This is a genomic window from Peribacillus sp. FSL R5-0717 (assembly GCF_038002945.1).
Lineage (GTDB): Bacteria > Bacillota > Bacilli > Bacillales > DSM-1321 > Peribacillus > Peribacillus frigoritolerans.
The window spans coordinates 4343553-4363261 of sequence record NZ_JBBOOF010000001.1 but is presented as its reverse complement, the minus strand read 5'-3'; the positions used below and the strand labels follow the sequence as shown (position 1 = coordinate 4363261).

Here is a 19709-nt window from a genome sequence, read left to right as displayed (position 1 = left end):
AAGTCAATAACAAACTAACTAGCAGTGCATCAACTTATTAGGATGCTTTAGAAAACAAATGAATGCAGTGTCTCTGCTTATCATTAATCAGCCTATTCAATCCATTTGAGTCTTTGATGCAATAATCCATCGGAGCCTTTATTTTCTCCTGTGACAAAGTCAGTCATATGGTAGGTTAAATACCCTCCGTACTTGCTCTTGGTGTTGAGCAAAAGCTCATCAACATAATAGATACCTAAAGAAAGGTCATCCAGGATTATGCTGGCCATAGCAGCATAAATGCCACAAGCAACTTGGAAGTACGTGGCGTTTGTTTTGAATTTCGGATATATTTCACTACTTTTCATCACATTATATATATACTTTTCGCTATCCTCGTAAACTAATAGGACACCAACTAGGTCTTCACCTTCAATTTCACCTACATCCGGATCAAGTAATTGTTGATTCCAATCCCAGAGAACGTCTACATTAGCCAAATTATTTCGGATTGATTCCGTTGTATATTCATTAACACGATAAATAAACCCCAATTGCATATCAAATAATTTACCTAATGTAATCACTTCTTCATGTGGCATTAGACAACCATAAAACTCTTTTTGCCCTAACCTTACTTTATACTCCATTGCATATACTTCTTCATAAAAATATTGTGGCAAATGATGTTGGACAAACATAGGGTAGCATAATATCGCTTCATCCAGGAAGCATTCGACCGACCAAGAAGTATAGAGTGTGTTAAGTTTGATTAACGTTTTGTCTTTAAAAAAGGAATCGTCATGCTCCACAATGTAGCAGGCTAATGGTTTTCGATCCGGATTTTCGTTTATGAGTTTTATGGCCATCCATTGCACTACACCAGGATTCATACCCGAGCCAACAATCGCCTTCATATTGTTAAGATTTTTTTTGCTACCTTCAAATCTAATATATCGCTCGGTCAATGGGAAACCATATAGACTTTCGTCCTCATCGACCTCAGTGTTCTCGAGGGCTGAATTGATGTAAAAAACACCTAATTCGTTACAGCATTTCATCATCTCAATTGTATCAGCCCATGAAACATCAATGACTACTTTCGTTTTTGTCTTTTTTAAATGTCTCTGAAAGTGACTTACATCCGTGAGATCAAGCTGGGAAATTTTGATTTTATCCGCAAGGTTTGGGAATAATTGGTCGTAATACTCTTTATCCTTTTGTTTAATATCAATTAGGTGAAGCTGGGAAATGCTAATGATGGGGTACATAGGGTCATTTTTATCTTGGGCGGATTGGTTTAGAATGGCCAATACCGCTTTTGCAACACCTCCACTGCTGCCTAATATAGAAATGGAAAATGAACTTGTCCCATTTAACATTTCATCACTCCTTTCGCCAATTTATGCTGTACGTGAAACATGTGCAATGATTTCTTAAACAATATATGATTCTAATGATCGTTACGTATGTGCTTCTGTCTATGAATAAGGGAGGTGTTAGAATTAATAATATGAGATTTAGAATAAGTGCTTTTTCAACTAAGGGGGCAGTAGTTTATAGAAAGGGGTTATACCATTGAAGAAACATATCTGATTGAAGGTGTATTCGGCATTCAAAAGATATCCGTTTATGGCAGGATGATTTTTGAATGTAAAAATGCTTCCGATTGTGGAACAAAAATAAAAGAGCTTTCTCGTTTTCTAGGGGGGACATTCCGCTGATTGAACTTGGATAAAATACGCGAACGAACTGTCACTTAAACGAAACTGCTGTATATAGTAATAGTAAGTTTTGAGAAAGGGTGAATAGGATCGATGATACATCCAGATACCGAGATTCGGTTTGTCAATGAAAAGATTGGTGTGGGCGTTTTTGCCACAAAAATGATCCCCAAAGGAACGATCATCTGGGCATTGGATGATTTGGACATCATTCTCGAGGAAGATGAAATTGAATCGCTTGATCTCGTACGAAGGGAAATTGTCTATAAATATGCCTACCTCAACGATGACGATTACTACGTGCTGTGCTGGGATCATGCCAGATACATGAATCACAGCTTCAGTCCAAATGTGGTATCGACGGTCTATGAGATTGAATTGGCGTCGAGGGATATTCTTCCCGGAGAGCAAATCACATGCGACTATGCTACGCTCGGGTTGGACGAACCTTTTGAGTGTGAACCGGAGGAAGGGACTTCTAGCACCGTAGTGATGCCGGATGATTATCTGTATCGCTACAAGGAATGGGATGAGTTGGCTAGGGAGGCATTCAAACAATTGAATCAAGTAGACCAGCCGTTGCGTCATTTGATTCGACCGGAGTTCGTCGACAGGGTAAACGCGATCGCAGAGGGACGTGCCGAGCCGGATTCCTTTCTTACGCTCTATGAAGAGGAGTAAAGGCAACTAAACAACCACCAGGACAGAAGGATCTGTTGGTTTGTCTATGTTCATTTAACCAGCTTTTTTTGGCGATCTAGCAAGATGGAACATGAATCATCAACGTGAGGGTTTATAACCCAGAAAAGACCGCACCTCTGTCAAGTAGACAGTGCTAAAAAAGACTATGCAGCCACCGTGATTCGGTATTCTACTGGAGCACGGTGGCTGCATAGTCTTTTTTGGAATCTCTTATAATTGTAATGATACATCTATGTTTCTATAGCTTGTATTAACTCTTCCTCTGTTTTACAATCAGTTTGATACAACATTTCTGTTTTGAAATGTGAAAAAAACTATTCTACACAGGCATTATCGAGGCAGTTTCCTTTGCGAGAGTGGCTGCCCCTTATGCCGTATTTGTTTAATCGTTTGCTGTATTTCTTAGACGTGTATTTGAATCCTTGATCTGAATGGAGGATAGTTCCGTGCACGTTTCTTTTTGTATTAAGGTCCTCAATAGTATCTAAAACTAATTTCAAGTTGTTTCTGTCTGGGATTTCCCAAGAAACTATCTCGTTATTATACAAATCTTGAATAACTGATAGATAGTAAAATTTATTCTGGAAAGGTATGTATGTAATATCGGTTACCAGAACTTCGTTTTTCTCTCTGTCTTTAAACTCCCTGTTAACCAAGTTAGGATACACTTTGGATCCCTTCTTGCCAAAATATCTCCATTTCTTTCTGATAACGGACTGAATTTCCATTAACTTCATTCTTACGAATTTATTACGGAGAATACGGTAGCAAGTTGGAGAAATATAAGGAATTTGATGGGTTTGATTTAGCAACCATCGATAACTTCGAGGTTAAGTGGCAAGACGACAACGTATCTTTGATTAATGTGTACCGAAAGGCTGAGGATGGAACTAGATTCAAAGACGAGACCATTCGCTTGGACACTTCCATTTAGTTCACAAATGGGTACTTATATTGAAGCATCCTCTCGCTAAACATCCTCCTTAAAACGGATTATATCAAGGTTTGATTAGTATGTGGAAAAACTTATGGAACTAACCTCCCTCAATAAACTAGACACAATCTCACGATTGCTCTAGAATTCTTAGGATTTCATAGTCATATCATTAACCGTTATCTATGTAAGCTCGGCATTACGCCTCAAGAATAGGGATTTACCGAAAAAAGTGCATGCTAAACTAGCTAATCATAGGAAAAAATTGGTTTAAGCAAGGTTATGATCGCACTTTAGGATATCCACATGTCTCATGGAGGTCAACCCTCCCATGTCTCACAGAGTCGATGCTCCTACATTCCTTCGTTCAACCTTTCCATGAGGTGGATGTCGGTCATGCTGCCCCACAGGATCTAAGTCCTTACGTTAGTTGCTTTGCCGACTAATCCGTGCTTCACTTTTAAATGAGTGTTAATTAAATGACCGTGTAACCTTAAAATTCAATGAATTATGCGACTGTTTGATGTACTAAAAATGTTGCCATATGAGGGATATCCTTTAACATCTTGTCTTCTTGAAACGTAAATTGTTTTTTACCGATTGAAAACAGAATGCGAATAAGCTTGTTACACAAGGCTATCAGAGATTGCATTTTCTTTAAGGGATTGTGGGAACGTGTTGTGTAATATATATGAAGAGCTTTAAAAGCCTTGTTCTTTGCCACCAGTATCATTGCTGTTTTCTTTTAAACTTAAACCTGCTAATTTTACGATTTGGCGAGGATGTTGATAGTCTCTGAGGTCTCCGACCTCTGTGGAAAACTCGCCCGTATCCTAGTAGGGATAGCTCGTAATGGCTCTGTCTATAAACCGGAAATGATCTTCCCACTTGAACAACTAGCAGCGTAAATTTACATTCACATTGTTATTTAACGAAAGTTGGCTTATCCGTAGGATTTCAAAGAAAGCACGAAGTACTGGATGTAATGAACAAAAGGGCAATGACCCGTTCCGTTAGCAAAACCGGCCTTCACCCCTTGGATAGGCATGACGAAGGAATGAAAGGGCATAGGATTATGACCCGTTGAGACATGGGAGGGAAAGCCTCCAGGGGGCAGCGTGGAGAATGCGTGCAGTATATGTAATAATATGGGATTTTAAACAGATCCCCTATTTCAATCTGCCCTCATCTTATCAAAACGGTCCTATCTCTTTCGTTCATCTAAAGCAACCTATACCATGTGGTTTGAAATCCTGCGAATAAGCGAGTATTCGTGAGCATTATCTATTAAACTGAGGGAGTTCATTAAGGAATTGATTCAATACTCAACTATATTTAGCCATTGACCATCAGGTTTATCATTTATCTCAAATAAATAGACACCAAGCTCTTTAATACTGCCGTTTCTCTAGCAACACATGCGAATGCACGTACAAAGAAACTCTTCTTTCTTTTTTTGCGATGTCCCCTGTAACATTTTAAAAAGTCGGCTCATACATTTATGAATATTTTCATTTTTGGTATTAACAATCCAGGCACATCCTACTGAACCTCATTACACAACCGACCTATATTCTCGACTTCAACAACCACCACATCCCCCGACTTGATCGGGCAGCTGCCAGATGGTGAACCCGTGGCCAAAATGTCACCGGGCTCCAGTGTCATTACCTGTGAAAGCCAGCTGATTAAAAATGGAATGCTTAGAGACATTTCATTGGTATTCCCGTCTTGGACAATGCGGCCGTTTAAAGTGGTCACAATCCTTAAGTTTGTAGGATCTACCCCGGTAACGATGCACGGCCCTAAAGGTCCGAACGTATCAAATCCTTTGCCCCGCGTAAACTGTGGATCTTTTTTTGTAAGATCTCTTGCTGTCACGTCATTAAATATCGTGCAGCCGAATACGTAATCAAGCGCATCTTCTTCTTTAATGTTTTTTCCGCGCTTTCCAATGACAAGGGCCACTTCCCCTTCAAGTTCCACTTGATTGGATAGCTCGTTTGGAGGAAGGATAATATTCTCCTTGTCTGCAATAAGCGAAGATAATGGCTTTAAAAATAGGAATGGTTCAACAAGGTTTGCCTCTCCACCCGTTTCCTTCGCATGATCTGCATATGTCCAGCCGAAATTAACCACTTTCGAAGGTTTTACAGGTTCCAAGATTTTCACGTCACTATATTTCAGCTCAATCCCGTCATACTTTATTTCCTTTTTGACAAGTTCCGCAAAACTGCTAGACAGTTGTAATATCATGTCATCCTCAACAATACCGTAATGTATATTGCCGTGATGATTCTGATAGCGAACTATTTTTTGTGTTTTTTGTAGCACATGCATTATGAATAAACTCCTTTGATGAGTAAGATATACTTTCCTCAGATAATATAAAATTCAGCTCTCCTCATAATCACAAACAAGCCCCCTGTAGGGGATAATACCAAACCCTTATGTCTGAAAATCTTTTTTATTACATGATGTTTTCTTTTTTTATATTGGTAGCATCTTGAGAGTGCTCCCAACATTCAAGACTTTCAAGACCTTTAATGCTGTCTTTATAAAAAACTGGATCTTGACCAGCCTTTTTCTGTTTCATATAATCACTTAATGCTGCAAAAGCTACTTTTGATAATAAGAGAACGGCAATTAAGTTTACGATAACCATCAAGCCCATAAATAAATCTGCTAAATCCCATACAAGCTCGACCTTTGCAACCGAACCGAATACAATCATGGCGAACGCGCCTATTCGATATAGAATCAACCACACTTTACTTTTGTGTAAAAATCGAATATTTGTTTCCCCATAATAATAGTTACCAATTAACGAACCGAATGCAAATAGGAAAACAAAGATAGCAAGACAACCTGATGCCCAGGAACCGATGTGTTCACTTAATGATGTTTGTGTAAGTGCAATGCCAGTTAGCCCTGGTTGTTTATAAGCATCAGAAAGTAAAATAATAAATGCTGTACTTGTACAGATGATCAGTGTATCCGTTAATACGCCAAATGCTTGAATAAGTCCCTGTTTCACCGGATGACTTGTTTTTGCCGTTGCGGCAACGTTTGGCGCACTCCCCATTCCAGCTTCATTCGAGAATAAACCACGTTTAACTCCATTCATGAACGCAGCGCCTATTGAACCGCCCGCTATTTGTTCAAAGCCAAACGCGTTATTAATAATAAGAGAAAGAATTTCCGGCATTTTGGTTATATTCATTGCTACGACAAATAATGCCATTCCAAGGTATAACACACCTAGAATCATAACCTTGTATTCAGCAATTTTTGCAATACGCTTCACACCGCCAAAGATAATCACAGCGAAAGCAAGTGTCATGAGAATCCCTACAGTTAAACGATCTGTACCAAATGAGTTCTCAAAAGCAATTGTAACAGTATTTGATTGTACAGAATTGAATACAAGACCGAAAGAAAGCGTAATTAAAATAGAGAATAATACTCCCATCCAACGTTTGTTCAACCCTTTTTCCATATAATAGGATGGGCCGCCTCGGAAACCAGTTTTATCTTTCACTTTATATACTTGCGCTAACGTACTTTCAATAAAGCTGGTTGCTGAGCTAATAATAGCAATAATCCACATCCAGAATATCGCTCCAGGACCGCCTAATGCAATCGCAATCGCAATTCCTGTGATATTACCTGTTCCAACGCGAGCGGCCATACCAATACAGAAAGCTTGAAATGGGGAAACGCTGTCTTTAGAACTAGTTCTCCCTTCCATTAAAACACGGACCATTTCCTTTAACATTCGAACCTGTACAAATTTCAATTTAAATGTGAAATAAATCCCACAAGAAACAAGCATAATAACTAATAATTTTGACCAAAGGAATTCATTTGTTACGCCAACTACATCGTGTAATAATTGTTGCATTCTATCACCTCTTATAAAAAATTTACTAACTTAGAAGATACCTAGTTTTTTCACTGTAAAAATATCAACTTCATCAACTGATGAATTCTGTCCAAAGTCAGGAGTTATATAGCCCCCAAATATTTGAATTAATAGCCTTGATAGCAGTATCTCAAAAATATAATGTAATATCTGCTGCAATCGATGTTTCCATCATTTCTTTTACCTTTTTAGGATCTGTTGTTTTTCCTAGCACCCACATCAATTTCGGCACGATTGCTTCTGTGTTCATATTTTTAGAACGTACTATACGATTATGGTCAATTTTCCGACCGACTTCATATATCCCCATGTCTTCTCCTTCTTCTAGACATTGAGTCGTAATGACAACCGATACACCGTGCTCTATTAATTCAATTAATTTCGCCAAAATGTTGCGCACTTGAAAAGGAACACCACCACTTCCATAGCTCTCCACAACCACTCCTTTATACAAATCTTTTAGGCAGTCAAAAAATTCTGGCTTTATCCCAGGATGTAATTTCACAACCGCTACATCTGTACAAAGTGATGTATCTAATTGAATGTGTTTCTTTTTTTGAATATGAATCGATTCATTATATTCAATATGGTCATCATGCATCAATGCAACATACGGATAATTAATACTTTCAAAGGCATCATAGCTTTTCGTTCTAAGTTTAATCGCTCTTGTCCCTTGAATGACCTTGCCGTCAAATACAATATATACCCCACCTATATCTTCACAAGCAAAACGAATGGCATCTGAAATGTTTCGTTTTGCATCCGTTTTACTATACGAAATAGGAATTTGCGAACCTGTAACAACAATCGGTTTTGATGCATCTTGTAACATATAAGAAAGTGCAGCTGATGTGTAAGCCATTGTATCGGTACCATGCGTAATAATAAAGCCATCGTATTAATCGTAATGTTCGTAAATGGCATTCGCCATACCTATCCAAAACTCTGGTTGCATGTTGGTGCTATCAATGTTCATTAACTCTTTCGTATCAATACGACAACGTACATTTAATTCAGGTATATAACTTAATAGATCATCGGCATGCAGTTCAGGTACAAGTCCGTTTTCTCCTTCAAGTGAGGCTACTGTTCCACCAGTCGTAAACAACATTAATTTTTTCAATGATAATGGCTCCTCTATCTCTTTTTTACAATAAGTTTTTTAAAAGAAAGTATTCAATTCGCGTATGTTTATTCGATTCGCGTACTTTCCATGTAATTATAGTAACATAAATATAATAATTCAAGATAAAAATATTCAATTTTCGTACACTTCATCCACTTTTTGAATCCACAGAATGGAGTTTGCTTCCTGAATCTGAGCTGAGTTATTACAAATAATAAATATCAAAAAGATGATTATTTCATTAAGATACTTAATTACAACTTAGATGAAATTAAGCCTAAAAACCCATATACATCAACTTGTTTATATGTTGTCAATGAGAATATTATAGTTTTTATATACGTGAATCATTTAGTGAAATAATTTAAAATCTTTAATTAGGGGACAATTGATTTTAGCCCATGTCGGATAATATACCGTCTGTCCAGATTTAAACATACAGTATCCTTAAAAATATCACGCAAAAAAAGCGATCATACGTTCAAAAGGCCGCCAATTGGCGGCCTTCTTATGGCGCTAACGCACCCGTTAGTTCATACAGGTTTGTTGGGTTGACACAAACTGTGAGGTGAAAATTAAGTTAAAAAGGACAAAAAAGATTACTCTTTCTTATCCTTTTCAAGTAAATCAATTATTCTATCAACTTTTGTTAAATGCTTTCTGATTTGCTTGGCTGTTTAGTAACGAGAGAAAGAACAAGAAAAAAACACACCAGAAAAAATCCCAAATATAAAAATAAGGAAAACTAGTTGAAATATCAAATCACCAATATTCATATTATATCCTACCTTTACTTCAATAAGGGGTTGCCGCAGCAACCCCTTATTGAAGTAAATCCCCTTTAGTTGGATAAGATAAGCTACGACAATGAAAGCTATCTTCAAAAATAAACCACTTAATTGAAAACCGTCTATTGATAGCAAAATAAATTATTATTTTAATCGGTGATTTTTAACCTTTATGTTAATAATTCGTATTACGTAAACCAGGAAAGTTAAATATATTGTGTTTAATGATGTCGGTATATGTTGTTTTATGTAGATTGAAATATAGAATAAATATGAACCCTATTTGTTACAAAAAAGTTCACTCTATATGTTAAGTTGGAGACTACCTTCGTTAATTATTAATTACTATAATTTTTCTTACTTGAGTTATTATATTTTTATTTATCACTTAATATTAAATACTTATATTGTATGTTTAAACAGGGTTTTAAAGAAATAAAAGAGGGAAGATATGAAAAAATTAAATGATCAACTATTGATAGACTCATACCTTAAAGCAATTGAATTAAACTTAGAAAAAAAATTTATCCTCGTTCTAGAAGAGGAATTGAAGAGAAGAGGTCTACCCCTTATCGATCAAAAAGATAGGAGTAACTAATTAGTATATGCTTTAAACTGTAATTCTTTGCTTTGTTTTTTAACCTAAACTAATAATTCTTGTTCCTTATTAGTCAATTCTCTGTATAAGACTCGTTCAAGCTGTAAAACTAATTAACTCTCTAAGATTAACCTTTTAGTGTCAAAAGTATTGACTCAAATCCACTTTTAGAATTAATTAAATCTCTTACTTGAATTTCGACATAAACTTTCATTTGTCCTTTATGAACTAAACTGTAAACGGATTGATACGCAAATAGCATTGTTGAAGGAGACTTCTAATTAATATTCGTTAAGGAGTGATGAAAGATGATAAGCGTAACAGTAGATAAGTTAAAGTTCAAGAAACAATTATCGGTGATTGAACAAATCACACTGAAAGATTTTCTGTATACATGGGTATGTAGCTCAAGCAAGGGATTTGACGATTTTTTTCACCTTGAGTACACAGTAGATGTATTTGCCAAAATGGAAAAAATGACGAATGACACCGATTTGTTGATTTCTGATGATGATTATTTCAGATACATAACATTGACGGAAGATAATCAAATTGTGATAGGTGTTTTAGATATGAATTCAGAATTAAAACATAGAATAATTTCACTAGATAAGATTAAATAATTCTTCGTTTTCTTTAATTCATACAAAATGAGGCAGTGTGGTACACTGTCTTTTTTTATTTGTTCACTATATGTCTTATGGGACGTTACTGTCCTGCCCCAAAAAAGCTGCCTTAAAGACAGCTCAGAGCTTCAGCTAATGCACCCGTTAGTTTTAGTAGATTTCTTCACATACTTTTTAGTATTTCAGTTAATACAGGAATGCCGCCCCATGCCGCATGACGATTCTACAAGGAAGCTAACATTCTGAATTTCTATGGTTTTTTCCAACAGAATAAAAATCATGTAAGAAATATCAAAATATGATAGTATTTTCTATGTCATACATAATTTAATAATTAATAAAGAAGGAGCTAACTAGACATGAACATAAAAAAATATCTAGGAATCACGTTTCTATCAGTTACACTATTACTTTTTGGATCTATCACTGTTATCCATAGCTCAGCAAATGGTAATCCAAAAGAAGAGAGAGTAGAAGCAACTTCAACAAATCCAAAGTTAAACAATGTGAAAATTTTAGCTACTGGTGGAACGATTGCAGGTTCTGCTACGTCCAATACTGACACAACTGGTTATCAAGCAGGTGCACTTGGTGTTGAAACACTAATTAAAGCTGTTCCTGAACTAAAACAAGTAGCAAATGTGAGTGGTGAACAAATCGCCAATATTGGCAGTAACAATATGGATAATAAAACTTTATTAAAGTTGGCGAAACGAATTAATGAGTTATTAAAATCTAAAGACGTTGATGGTATTGTCGTAACGCATGGAACAGATACCTTGGAAGAAACTGCTTACTTTCTGAATCTGGTCGTAAAAAGCAACAAACCTGTCGTGATTGTTGGATCAATGAGACCGGCTACAGCTATAAGTGCAGATGGACCTTTAAACTTATATAATGCTGTAAAAATTGCTGCTAGTAAAGATGCTAAGAACAAAGGTGTTTTAATCTCATTAAATGACCGGATAGGTTCTGCACGTTATATAACAAAAACCAATACAACCATGACAGATACATTCCAATCGGAGGAACAAGGCTATTTAGGAGCAATCGCAGGTAATAAAATATTTTTCTACAATGAACCTACTCGTAAACATACAACCAAATCGGTGTTTGATGTATCAAAACTAGATAAACTTCCTCAAGTGGACATTATTTATAGCTATCAAAATGATAGTAGATATTTTTACGATGCATCTGTGAAAGCAGGAGCTAAAGGGATTATAATAGCAGGTGAAGGAAACGGTTTAACTTCTGATACTGCTTTTGAGGGTGCTAAAGACGCTGTCAAAAAAGGCGTGATTATTACTCGCTCTAGCCGTGTAGGAAATGGTATTGTTACGAGAGAAAAGATTGACGATGAAAATAATTTTGTTACAGCGGACTCACTTAATCCTCAAAAAGCACGTATTTTGACGATGCTTGCATTAACAAAAACAGATGATCCAAAAGAAATTCAGCAATTTTTCAACGAATATTAATCATTAAAATTAGAAATTACTTGATTAACTAAAAGTGAATGAAATTTAAAGCATACGATGGTATGAATCACCACCGTATGCTTTTATTTATTTTTGTACTAAGTTGAACTAAATTGTCCTAGTTGTATAAAGAAACAACTCCCCTCAGGGAAGCTCAAATTTCAGCTAACGCACCCATTAGCAAAAAAACTCTTTACTTAATATTCCTAATATAATCATCCGTTTCATTATAAGAATTTATCTGATTTGTTTTTCCTCGATTTTTCATATAGTAGAAGAGATAGCATAAAATAATAAAAGGTACTCCACAATACAGAGCAATTCTTTGGCTCGCATCAAAAGCAAGACCTATACAAGAAGCAAGACACAAAACACAAGCAGCAATGGGTACAAAAGGATAAAGTGGTGTACGGAATTTTAAATTTTTAATATCTCCACCCATTTTCAAAAAATGTTTACGGAACATGTATTGTGATAAAACAATCCCTATCCAAACTACTACTACTGCAAATCCTGATATAGCCACAAGTACTACATAAACTGTATCAGGTGCAAATACACTAGATAATAGAGATAAACAAGCTACTGCCATACTTATAACTAAAGCATTCAATGGTACTCCATTTGACGTTATCTTTCCAAAAAATGAACTTATCATTTTCTCATTTGAAAGAGACCATAACATACGAGTAGATGCATATAGACCAGAGTTTGCTACTGAGAGTAAAGCTGTAATAATAACAAAGTTCATAATATCAGCTGCATAAGGAATTCCGATGTTGTCAAAAACCATCACAAATGGACTTTCAATGACTCCTGCTTCTTCCCAAGAGATTAAACCAGATAACACAAAAATTGCACCAACAAAGAAAAACATTGTTCGCCAAATTACATTTCTAATAGATCTAGGAACGTCTTTTTCTGGATTTTCACTTTCTCCAGCAGCAATGCCAATAAGTTCTGTTCCTGAAAAGGCAAAGTTAACGGAAATCATGGCCATAAAAACTGGAAGCAGGCCATTTGGGAAAAGACCCCCATCTGCAGTGAAATTAGAAAGCATGGGGGCAGAGGCTCTATCATCCATTGGAATAAATCCAAGCATTGCAGATCCTCCAAGTACAATGAATAAGATAATAGTAATTATTTTAATACCTGAAAACCAAAATTCGGTTTCTGCAAATATTTTTACTGAAAAGGAATTAAGTAAAAATATTAGAATCGCAAAGACGGCGCTCCACATCCAAACAGAAGTGTTAGGAAACCACCTCTGCATCAACAGTCCAGAGGCAGTAAATTCGGAACCTACCGTTACCACCCAAGTAAGCCAGTACATTAAACCAATAGTAAATCCAGTAGCAGGACCGATATATTTGGTAGCGTAAGTTTGAAATGAACCTGTTACTGGCATAGCAACAGTAAGTTCGCCTAGGCATAACATAACAAGGTACATGATTAATCCGCCTACTAAGTAAGCGAGAATCGTACCTCCTGGTCCAGCTTGGCTAATTGTATATCCACTGCTCAGAAAAAGACCCGTTCCAATTACACCACCTAGCGAAATCATGAACAAATGCCTGCTTTTCATTGAACGTTTCAACTGGTTTTCATTGGTATCATTTGTGTTTGGCATCTAGTCTCCTCCTCGTTTACTACTCTACAAGTACTTATTTTAATAGATAACAATATGCAAAGTTTATATTATTACAGAAAAATCAGAATTTTTAATATAAAGACTGACCTGCACAGGTCAGCCCTTATGTCATCATATTGTTTTATTATTAACTTTAAAACAAACAACTTTTGGTTCAGTCATTTCTTGAAGGGCAAACTTAATTCCTTCACGACCTAAACCAGAACCTTTTACACCTCCGAAAGGCATCGCATCAATGCGATAATCTGAGCTATCATTTACCATAACTCCACCTACATCAAGTTTACGTATTGCTCTAAATGCCTTATCTAAATCACGAGTGAATATACCTGCTTGCAGTCCGAAATCTACACGATTAGATTGGGAGATAGCTGTATCAAGATCAGGAACATTATAAATGGTAACAACTGGGCCAAAAACCTCTTCAGTTGCCAATTTACAATTTTCTGGTACGTTAACTAGAACAGTAGGTTGATAAAAAGACCCTTCACGTTTTCCACCACAAAGCAACTTTGCACCTTTCTCAACAGCTTCATTTACCCAACTTTCAACACGTTTTGCTTCTTTTTCGGAGATCATTGGTCCCATATCTGTTTCTTCTAATAATTTATCACCTACTCGATATTGTTGAGTACGATCTATAAATTTACCAATAAAATCATGATAAACACCTTCTTGGACATATATTCTCTGTACCCCTAAACAATTTTGTCCTGCTGCCCAAAATGCTCCAGAAACAGTTGACTTCACAGCTTCTTCTAAATCAGCATCTTTCAATACAATAACGGGTGAGTTTGATCCAAGCTCCATACATATCTTTTTCAAACCTGCTTTTTGAATAATTGCTTTGCCAGTGGCAAGTCCTCCTGTAAAAGAAATCATTCGTATAGCTGAATGAGTAATTAGGCTATCTCCCATGTCACCTGGATGACCAGTAATGACGGATAAAATTTTCGGTGGCAAACCGGCTTTTTCAAAAGCTTCTGCCAATAAGAGAGCACTTAATGGTGTTACAGTTGCTGGTTTTACAATAATAGCGTTCCCAGCAGCAATAGCAGGACCCACTTTATGTGCAACAAGATTTAATGGATCGTTAAAAGGTGTTATAGCTACAATAATGCCAATAGGAAAACGATAATAGTAACCTATGCGATCTTCGCTTCCGGGCATTTGATCAAACGAAATGGTTTCTCCATTAATTCTCCTTGCTTCTTCAGCACTTATACGAAGTGTTTCAATACAACGTAGTACTTCTTTTCTTGCTTCTTTAATTGTTTTACTTCCCTCACGAGCAATAGTAGTTGCATATCTTTCCTTATTTTCAAGGATCCAGTCCGCTGCACGATGAAGAATAGCAATTCTTTCGTGTGTTGGCATATCTGCTGCTATTTTAACTCCTTTTTTTGCTTCTTCTATTGTATATATGACGTCGCTTTCATTAGCAGAAGGAACTGTTGTGATTAAACTATGATCCTGTGGATCCAAGACTTCAATGCATTTATCACGAGATACCCATTCCCCAGCAAGAAACATCTTATTTTTATTTATTAATTTGTCAGTAAATATCATACAAAATCACCTCAAGATAAGTAATTTTTAACTTATAACTTTAAGACTGAAACGAATTATAATTATAATTGATCACGGTTAATGTTGATTAAATCAATAAGAATCGAGAATCCTGTTTCTTTACGTCCAGCTCCGGCTCCAATTAAGGTAATCGGGCCCGCTAAATCACAATCATAAGTAATAGCATTTTGTGCACCTAAAACTCCAGCTAGAGGATCTGTAAGAGGTATAGCTTCAGGTCCTACCTTTGCAATGACTTTATCGCCATCCTTTATACATTTAGCAATTAACTTCCATCTCTTACCTTCTGATTTTGCCCACTCAATGTCCTTTTCCGTAAGATGACTAATCCCTTCACATTCTACTTCTTCTCGTTTCATTGGAATACCCATTACAATGTTAGCAAGAATGGTAGCTTTATATTGAGCATCATATCCCTCAACGTCGCTAGTAGGATCTGCCTCTGCATAACCAAGAGCTTGTGCCTCTGACAGTGCATCTTGATAACTCAATCCTTCTTCCATTTTAGTTAGGATATAATTAGTTGTTCCATTCAAAATCCCCCGTATTTCAAAAATGCTGTTCCCTGCCAATGAACTCAGAGGCATTCTTAATGCTGGGGTTCCACTCATTACTGTTCCTTCAAAGCCCCAACGAACATCATTTTTTTTTGCTAATTCAGCTAACTCTTGATAAGCTAGAGAAACCGGACCTTTATTACTCATTACTACGTTCTTTTTGCTTTCAAATGCTGCTTTACAATGATCAATGGCAGGTTGTCCTGTTTTTACATCAGTAAAGGTAATTTCAACAACAGTGTCTGCATTACTCTCACGTATTGTTTGAAAACTATCCCACCCTCTTACCAAGCCAGGGGTTTCAGGGTAACTATCTAATTTTCCTGTTTCTTTTACAGCTTGTAACGCTAAAGAAAGATCCAACCCCTTTGGATCATAAAGGGAACCTTTCATAACATCAGAAATAGCAACGATTTTTGCATCAAAGTTAAACCCACTACGTAGTGACTCACTTTTATCTTGTAAAATTTCAGCTAACCCTTGACCAACTACACCAAATCCAAGTAATGCTATCCTATGTGTCATATTTCAATACCTCTTCCATTAGTAATATTTTATGCTTTCAACTACAGCTAACAGGGTAATTGGATTCTAAGTAAGAAAAAGCTTGCTCTAAATCTGCTATAAGATCTTCTGTATCCTCGATACCTACAGAGATACGAACTAAACCTTCTGGGATACCAAGGGCTTTACGCTCCTCAATAGTACATTCAACATGGCTAGTCGTTCTTGCAGGCCCATAAATCGTTTCAACGGCTCCAAGGTTCCCAGCTTTGTTTGCATATTTTAATTTTGATAATAAAATTTTGATAGCTTTCATTTCATCTTTTAATACAAAACTTAATATCCCACCGAACCCTCTCATTTGTTTCTTTGCGATATCATGATGTGAATGCGCTTCCAATCCTGGGTAATATACTGCGTCAACAAGCTTTTTCTTTTGAAGATACTTTGCAATTTCCATTGCACTTTTTTCTTGTTGCCGTACACGAAGCTTTAACGTTTTCATCCCTCTTAAAATAAGGTAGGCTGACCACGGGTCCATAGTTGCTCCATTAATTTCACGAAAATGATAGACTTTTTTCATTAATTTTTCAGAGCCACATACTATGCCACCTAATGCATCTGCATGTCCACTTAAGAATTTAGTTGCACTATGGACGACAATATCAACTCCTAATTGAAGCGGATTTTGATTAATTGGAGTAGCAAACGTATTATCTATGATAACTAATGCACCCACTGATTTCCCGACTCTTGCTAGCCTCTCAATATCAGTAACTTTCATAGTAGGGTTAGTAGGAGACTCTAAATATAGCACTTTACACCCTTTGGCCACTTCAGCTTCAATTTCTTTATGGTTTCCGGTATTACACAATGTCACATCGACATCAAGATTGGGCAAGAATTCAGTGAAAATTTTATTGGTTCCTCCATAAGTATCTTTAACTGATACAACCCGATCCCCCGGTCTTAGAAATGTATATAATGTACTACTAATAGCAGCCATTCCTGAAGAAAAACCTACAGCTTCCTCTGCCCCCTCGAGTATCCTCAATTTTTCTTCCAGGGCTTGAACAGTCGGATTTGACATTCGATTATAGATATAACCAGGTTTATTTCCAAGGGCAACTTCTTGCCATTCATCCACGTCATCGTAATTATAGGCTACACTAAGAACTACTGGAACTTGGGTTGCATTATATGCAAGAGATTCTTTTTCTCCTGCCCATACCGCTTTTGTTCCATCTTGCACATCTTTAAAGTTATTCTCACTCATATTTTTCCACCTCTAATTTTATTACTTTGTAAAAATGGTCTTGTTGAAACATGAATTTTATTTTGTATATAATATATTGTATATTTTATACTCCAACCCCCTCCCTTCCACATTACAGTTCACCTAATGTTATCTTGGGTTTATTTCTAAACATTAAGGTAACAAATACAAATAGTTTAAAAAACTTAAAACAAATGCAAAAAATATACTTTATATTGTATATTGTATATAGTACAGAATAGTCTGAAAATATTTTACATATCGAATTATACAATTAACTTATCTATTTTTCAATGCTTTATTATTTTATTCTTAAAAATTCTTTAAACAGCATTATTTCTAATGCTATAAGCTATATCAACTTTAAAAACAACAATTCATAAAAAAAATGGAAGTAGGAGTCGTTTTATATCTTAAATATAATAATAAATAATAGAGATATTGAAGTCTGTAAAAGATGGTGCTAAGCTAATATAAAAGACAAGAATTTCGAATTATATATTGTATACTATATAATATTAACTTTTGGCTTAGGAGGAAACGCTATCAAAAATAAATATCAATCATTAAAAGATCTCGTATATGATTATATAACTGAAAGAATTCAGAACGGAACCTTACTTCCTAAGCATAAGATAAATGAATCGGTATTATGCGAAAAATTAGGAGTAAGTAGAACTCCTGTAAGGGAAGCTTTGATACAACTAGCTTCAGACAATTTACTCGAGTATCTTCCTAGAAAAGGATTTATTGTAAAAGAACTTGATACCAAGAAAAAGCTAGATGTATTTCGAATTGTTAGTGTATTGGATTCTTTAGCAGCCTCTTTATCTTTAGAACATATCACAGAAAGTGATATTGAACGTATGGAAGATTTGGTTAAGAAAATTGAATTTTCAATTTCAACAAAAAATTATTTAGATTATCAAAAATACCAAAATCAATTCCATAAAGTATATATTGATAAATGCAATAATCCTACATTAATAGATCTTCTTGAATCTTTACAAAATAGTTTTGTTAGACAAATTTATTTAAGTAATAATGAAGAAAAGCTTTTTGCCGTATTAGAGGAAATGAATGAAGATCATAAAGAAATTACTAATTATTTTAAAAAAAGAGATAAAGAGAATTTAGAGCAACTTATTAAGAATAAACATTGGGAAATAACTCATTTAGATATGATATAGGGTTCCTGTCTTATAGTGGAAGGTAACGGGATTATCGACTCCCACCCACCAATCCGATTCTGGAGAGGGCTTGAAATACTTATATGACTAGTGTTTTATGAATACCACTATTCATTAAATATTTTAACAATATAATATTACTAGCTATTTTGTAAACACAAAGAGCGTTAACCCTTTTGGCTAACGCTCTAAATCTATTAATAATACCTTACCAACTCATATATGAACCTTTCCGACTATGTGTTAAGCTCATACATCACACTCTTCTTTCTCTATTCTATCCCTCATATAAATCGTGACCACCAACATAAATAGGACCGTTTGCATGATCAATTCTTATTGGCCATTCATACGGAACAGATATACGTCTAGCCACACCTCTCCAAAAATTACATGAATCGGCTTCAAAGTCTTGAAACTCTTTTAATAGTTCTTTATAAGATGCACCGTCAAATTGTATAATCATATCCTGCAACCTCATGAAAGCCATATGTCTAATTTCAAGCTCGGCTACCTTTTCCATTTCTTCATCAGTTGCCTCATCAATAATGGTTCCTGGCGGGGGAGAAAATAGCGTAAATATTATCTACTTCTTCTGTCGTTCCTTGTGTGGGAATCAATTTATTTCGGATCTGATTAAGCATAAAGTCAACCCCTAATGGTTTTTTCTAGTATATATTACCTACCAAACTTAGTAAACTAAATAGTCTTAATGTTCAACAAATAAAACTATTAGCATAAGGGGACAACTATGACATTAATTTTGCATTATGCAAAAATGGTAACTACAAGCCAAAATCAAGCCTTTTTAATTCAATTGCGTGAATCCTAAAAAAGCAGAGCTTCCCTCTTTGCCTATTCACTCTACACGACATACGCATGCAGTATTACAGTTAGAGGCTGGTGCAAGCATGAAATACATTCAAGAGCGTTTAGGACATGGCATATGAAATCACAGCAGATGTATAATTACAAATCAGTTAAAAATTGAACATGACACAATGGATATATTTGAGGAGGATATTAATAATGCCCTTGAATAGATTTTTTTCCGG

The 19709-nt window shown here is 35.7% G+C and carries 14 protein-coding genes and 4 pseudogenes; 6 read left to right on the top strand and 12 right to left on the bottom strand.

Annotated elements, in window-relative coordinates:
- Positions 1–92: 92 nt before the first annotated feature.
- A complete protein-coding gene (locus NYE65_RS21060) occupies positions 93–1361 on the bottom strand; it encodes a saccharopine dehydrogenase NADP-binding domain-containing protein (protein ID WP_340861566.1) in 1269 nt (422 codons plus the stop codon).
- A 435-nt stretch (positions 1362–1796) separates the two neighbouring features.
- On the opposite strand from NYE65_RS21060, the gene NYE65_RS21055 reads away from it, so the two are divergent.
- The gene (locus NYE65_RS21055; RefSeq protein ID WP_096340642.1) at positions 1797–2384 is read left to right on the top strand and encodes an SET domain-containing protein; all 588 of its coding nucleotides are present in this window, start codon (positions 1797–1799) and stop codon (positions 2382–2384) included.
- A gap of 251 nt (positions 2385–2635) precedes the next feature.
- Here the strand turns inward: NYE65_RS21055 and NYE65_RS27310 are convergent.
- The 6 genes and pseudogenes from NYE65_RS27310 to NYE65_RS21030 form a co-directional block, all read right to left on the bottom strand.
- A pseudogene (locus NYE65_RS27310) lies at positions 2636–2707 on the bottom strand (hypothetical protein); the annotation flags it as partial.
- 12 nt (positions 2708–2719) lie between these two features.
- Positions 2720–3133: a DDE-type integrase/transposase/recombinase gene (locus NYE65_RS21050; RefSeq protein WP_158226195.1), complete on the bottom strand. Its 414-nt coding sequence runs from the start codon at positions 3131–3133 to the stop codon at positions 2720–2722.
- 714 nt (positions 3134–3847) lie between these two features.
- Positions 3848–4160: pseudogene (locus NYE65_RS21045) on the bottom strand (IS110 family transposase); the annotation flags it as partial.
- A gap of 721 nt (positions 4161–4881) precedes the next feature.
- Positions 4882–5679: a fumarylacetoacetate hydrolase family protein gene (locus NYE65_RS21040; protein WP_340861565.1), complete on the bottom strand. Its 798-nt coding sequence runs from the start codon at positions 5677–5679 to the stop codon at positions 4882–4884.
- 130 nt (positions 5680–5809) lie between these two features.
- Positions 5810–7243, bottom strand: coding sequence for an alanine/glycine:cation symporter family protein (locus tag NYE65_RS21035; RefSeq protein ID WP_340861564.1), 1434 nt, complete (start codon positions 7241–7243; stop codon positions 5810–5812).
- A 151-nt stretch (positions 7244–7394) separates the two neighbouring features.
- A pseudogene (locus tag NYE65_RS21030) lies at positions 7395–8390 on the bottom strand (asparaginase).
- 1242 nt (positions 8391–9632) lie between these two features.
- On the opposite strand from NYE65_RS21030, the gene sda reads away from it, so the two are divergent.
- The 3 genes from sda (at position 9633) to NYE65_RS21015 (ending at position 11886) form a co-directional block, all read left to right on the top strand.
- Entirely contained in the window at positions 9633–9779 is a 147-nt protein-coding gene (gene sda / locus NYE65_RS21025) for a sporulation histidine kinase inhibitor Sda (protein ID WP_328176016.1), read from the top strand.
- A 308-nt stretch (positions 9780–10087) separates the two neighbouring features.
- Positions 10088–10402, top strand: coding sequence for a hypothetical protein (locus NYE65_RS21020; RefSeq protein ID WP_340861563.1), 315 nt, complete (start codon positions 10088–10090; stop codon positions 10400–10402).
- Positions 10403–10764: 362 nt separating this feature from the next.
- Entirely contained in the window at positions 10765–11886 is a 1122-nt protein-coding gene (locus NYE65_RS21015) for a type II asparaginase (protein WP_328176018.1), read from the top strand.
- A gap of 193 nt (positions 11887–12079) precedes the next feature.
- Here NYE65_RS21015 and NYE65_RS21010 read toward each other — a convergent pair whose 3' ends face one another.
- From NYE65_RS21010 to NYE65_RS20995, 4 genes are all read right to left on the bottom strand, one after another.
- Positions 12080–13516, bottom strand: coding sequence for an amino acid permease (locus NYE65_RS21010; protein WP_328176019.1), 1437 nt, complete (start codon positions 13514–13516; stop codon positions 12080–12082).
- A 132-nt stretch (positions 13517–13648) separates the two neighbouring features.
- Entirely contained in the window at positions 13649–15106 is a 1458-nt protein-coding gene (locus NYE65_RS21005; protein ID WP_340861562.1) for an aldehyde dehydrogenase family protein, read from the bottom strand.
- A 62-nt stretch (positions 15107–15168) separates the two neighbouring features.
- Positions 15169–16209 carry a homoserine dehydrogenase gene (locus tag NYE65_RS21000; RefSeq protein ID WP_252297633.1) on the bottom strand — a complete coding sequence of 347 codons (1041 nt, stop codon included), beginning with the start codon at positions 16207–16209 and terminating at the stop codon, positions 15169–15171.
- 37 nt (positions 16210–16246) lie between these two features.
- Positions 16247–17464: a cystathionine gamma-synthase family protein gene (locus tag NYE65_RS20995; protein ID WP_340861561.1), complete on the bottom strand. Its 1218-nt coding sequence runs from the start codon at positions 17462–17464 to the stop codon at positions 16247–16249.
- Positions 17465–17937: 473 nt separating this feature from the next.
- Here NYE65_RS20995 and NYE65_RS20990 point away from each other — a divergent pair, with 473 nt between their 5' ends.
- Complete coding sequence (locus tag NYE65_RS20990; protein ID WP_340862161.1) at positions 17938–18654, top strand: GntR family transcriptional regulator; 717 nt, start codon at positions 17938–17940, stop codon at positions 18652–18654.
- Between the two features lie 277 nt (positions 18655–18931).
- On the opposite strand, the gene NYE65_RS20985 is transcribed toward NYE65_RS20990, so the two are convergent.
- A complete protein-coding gene (locus NYE65_RS20985; protein WP_412762683.1) occupies positions 18932–19177 on the bottom strand; it encodes a hypothetical protein in 246 nt (81 codons plus the stop codon).
- 263 nt (positions 19178–19440) lie between these two features.
- Between NYE65_RS20985 and NYE65_RS27305 the strand changes: the two are divergent.
- A pseudogene (locus NYE65_RS27305) lies at positions 19441–19697 on the top strand (site-specific integrase); the annotation flags it as partial.
- Positions 19698–19709 lie beyond the last annotated feature (12 nt).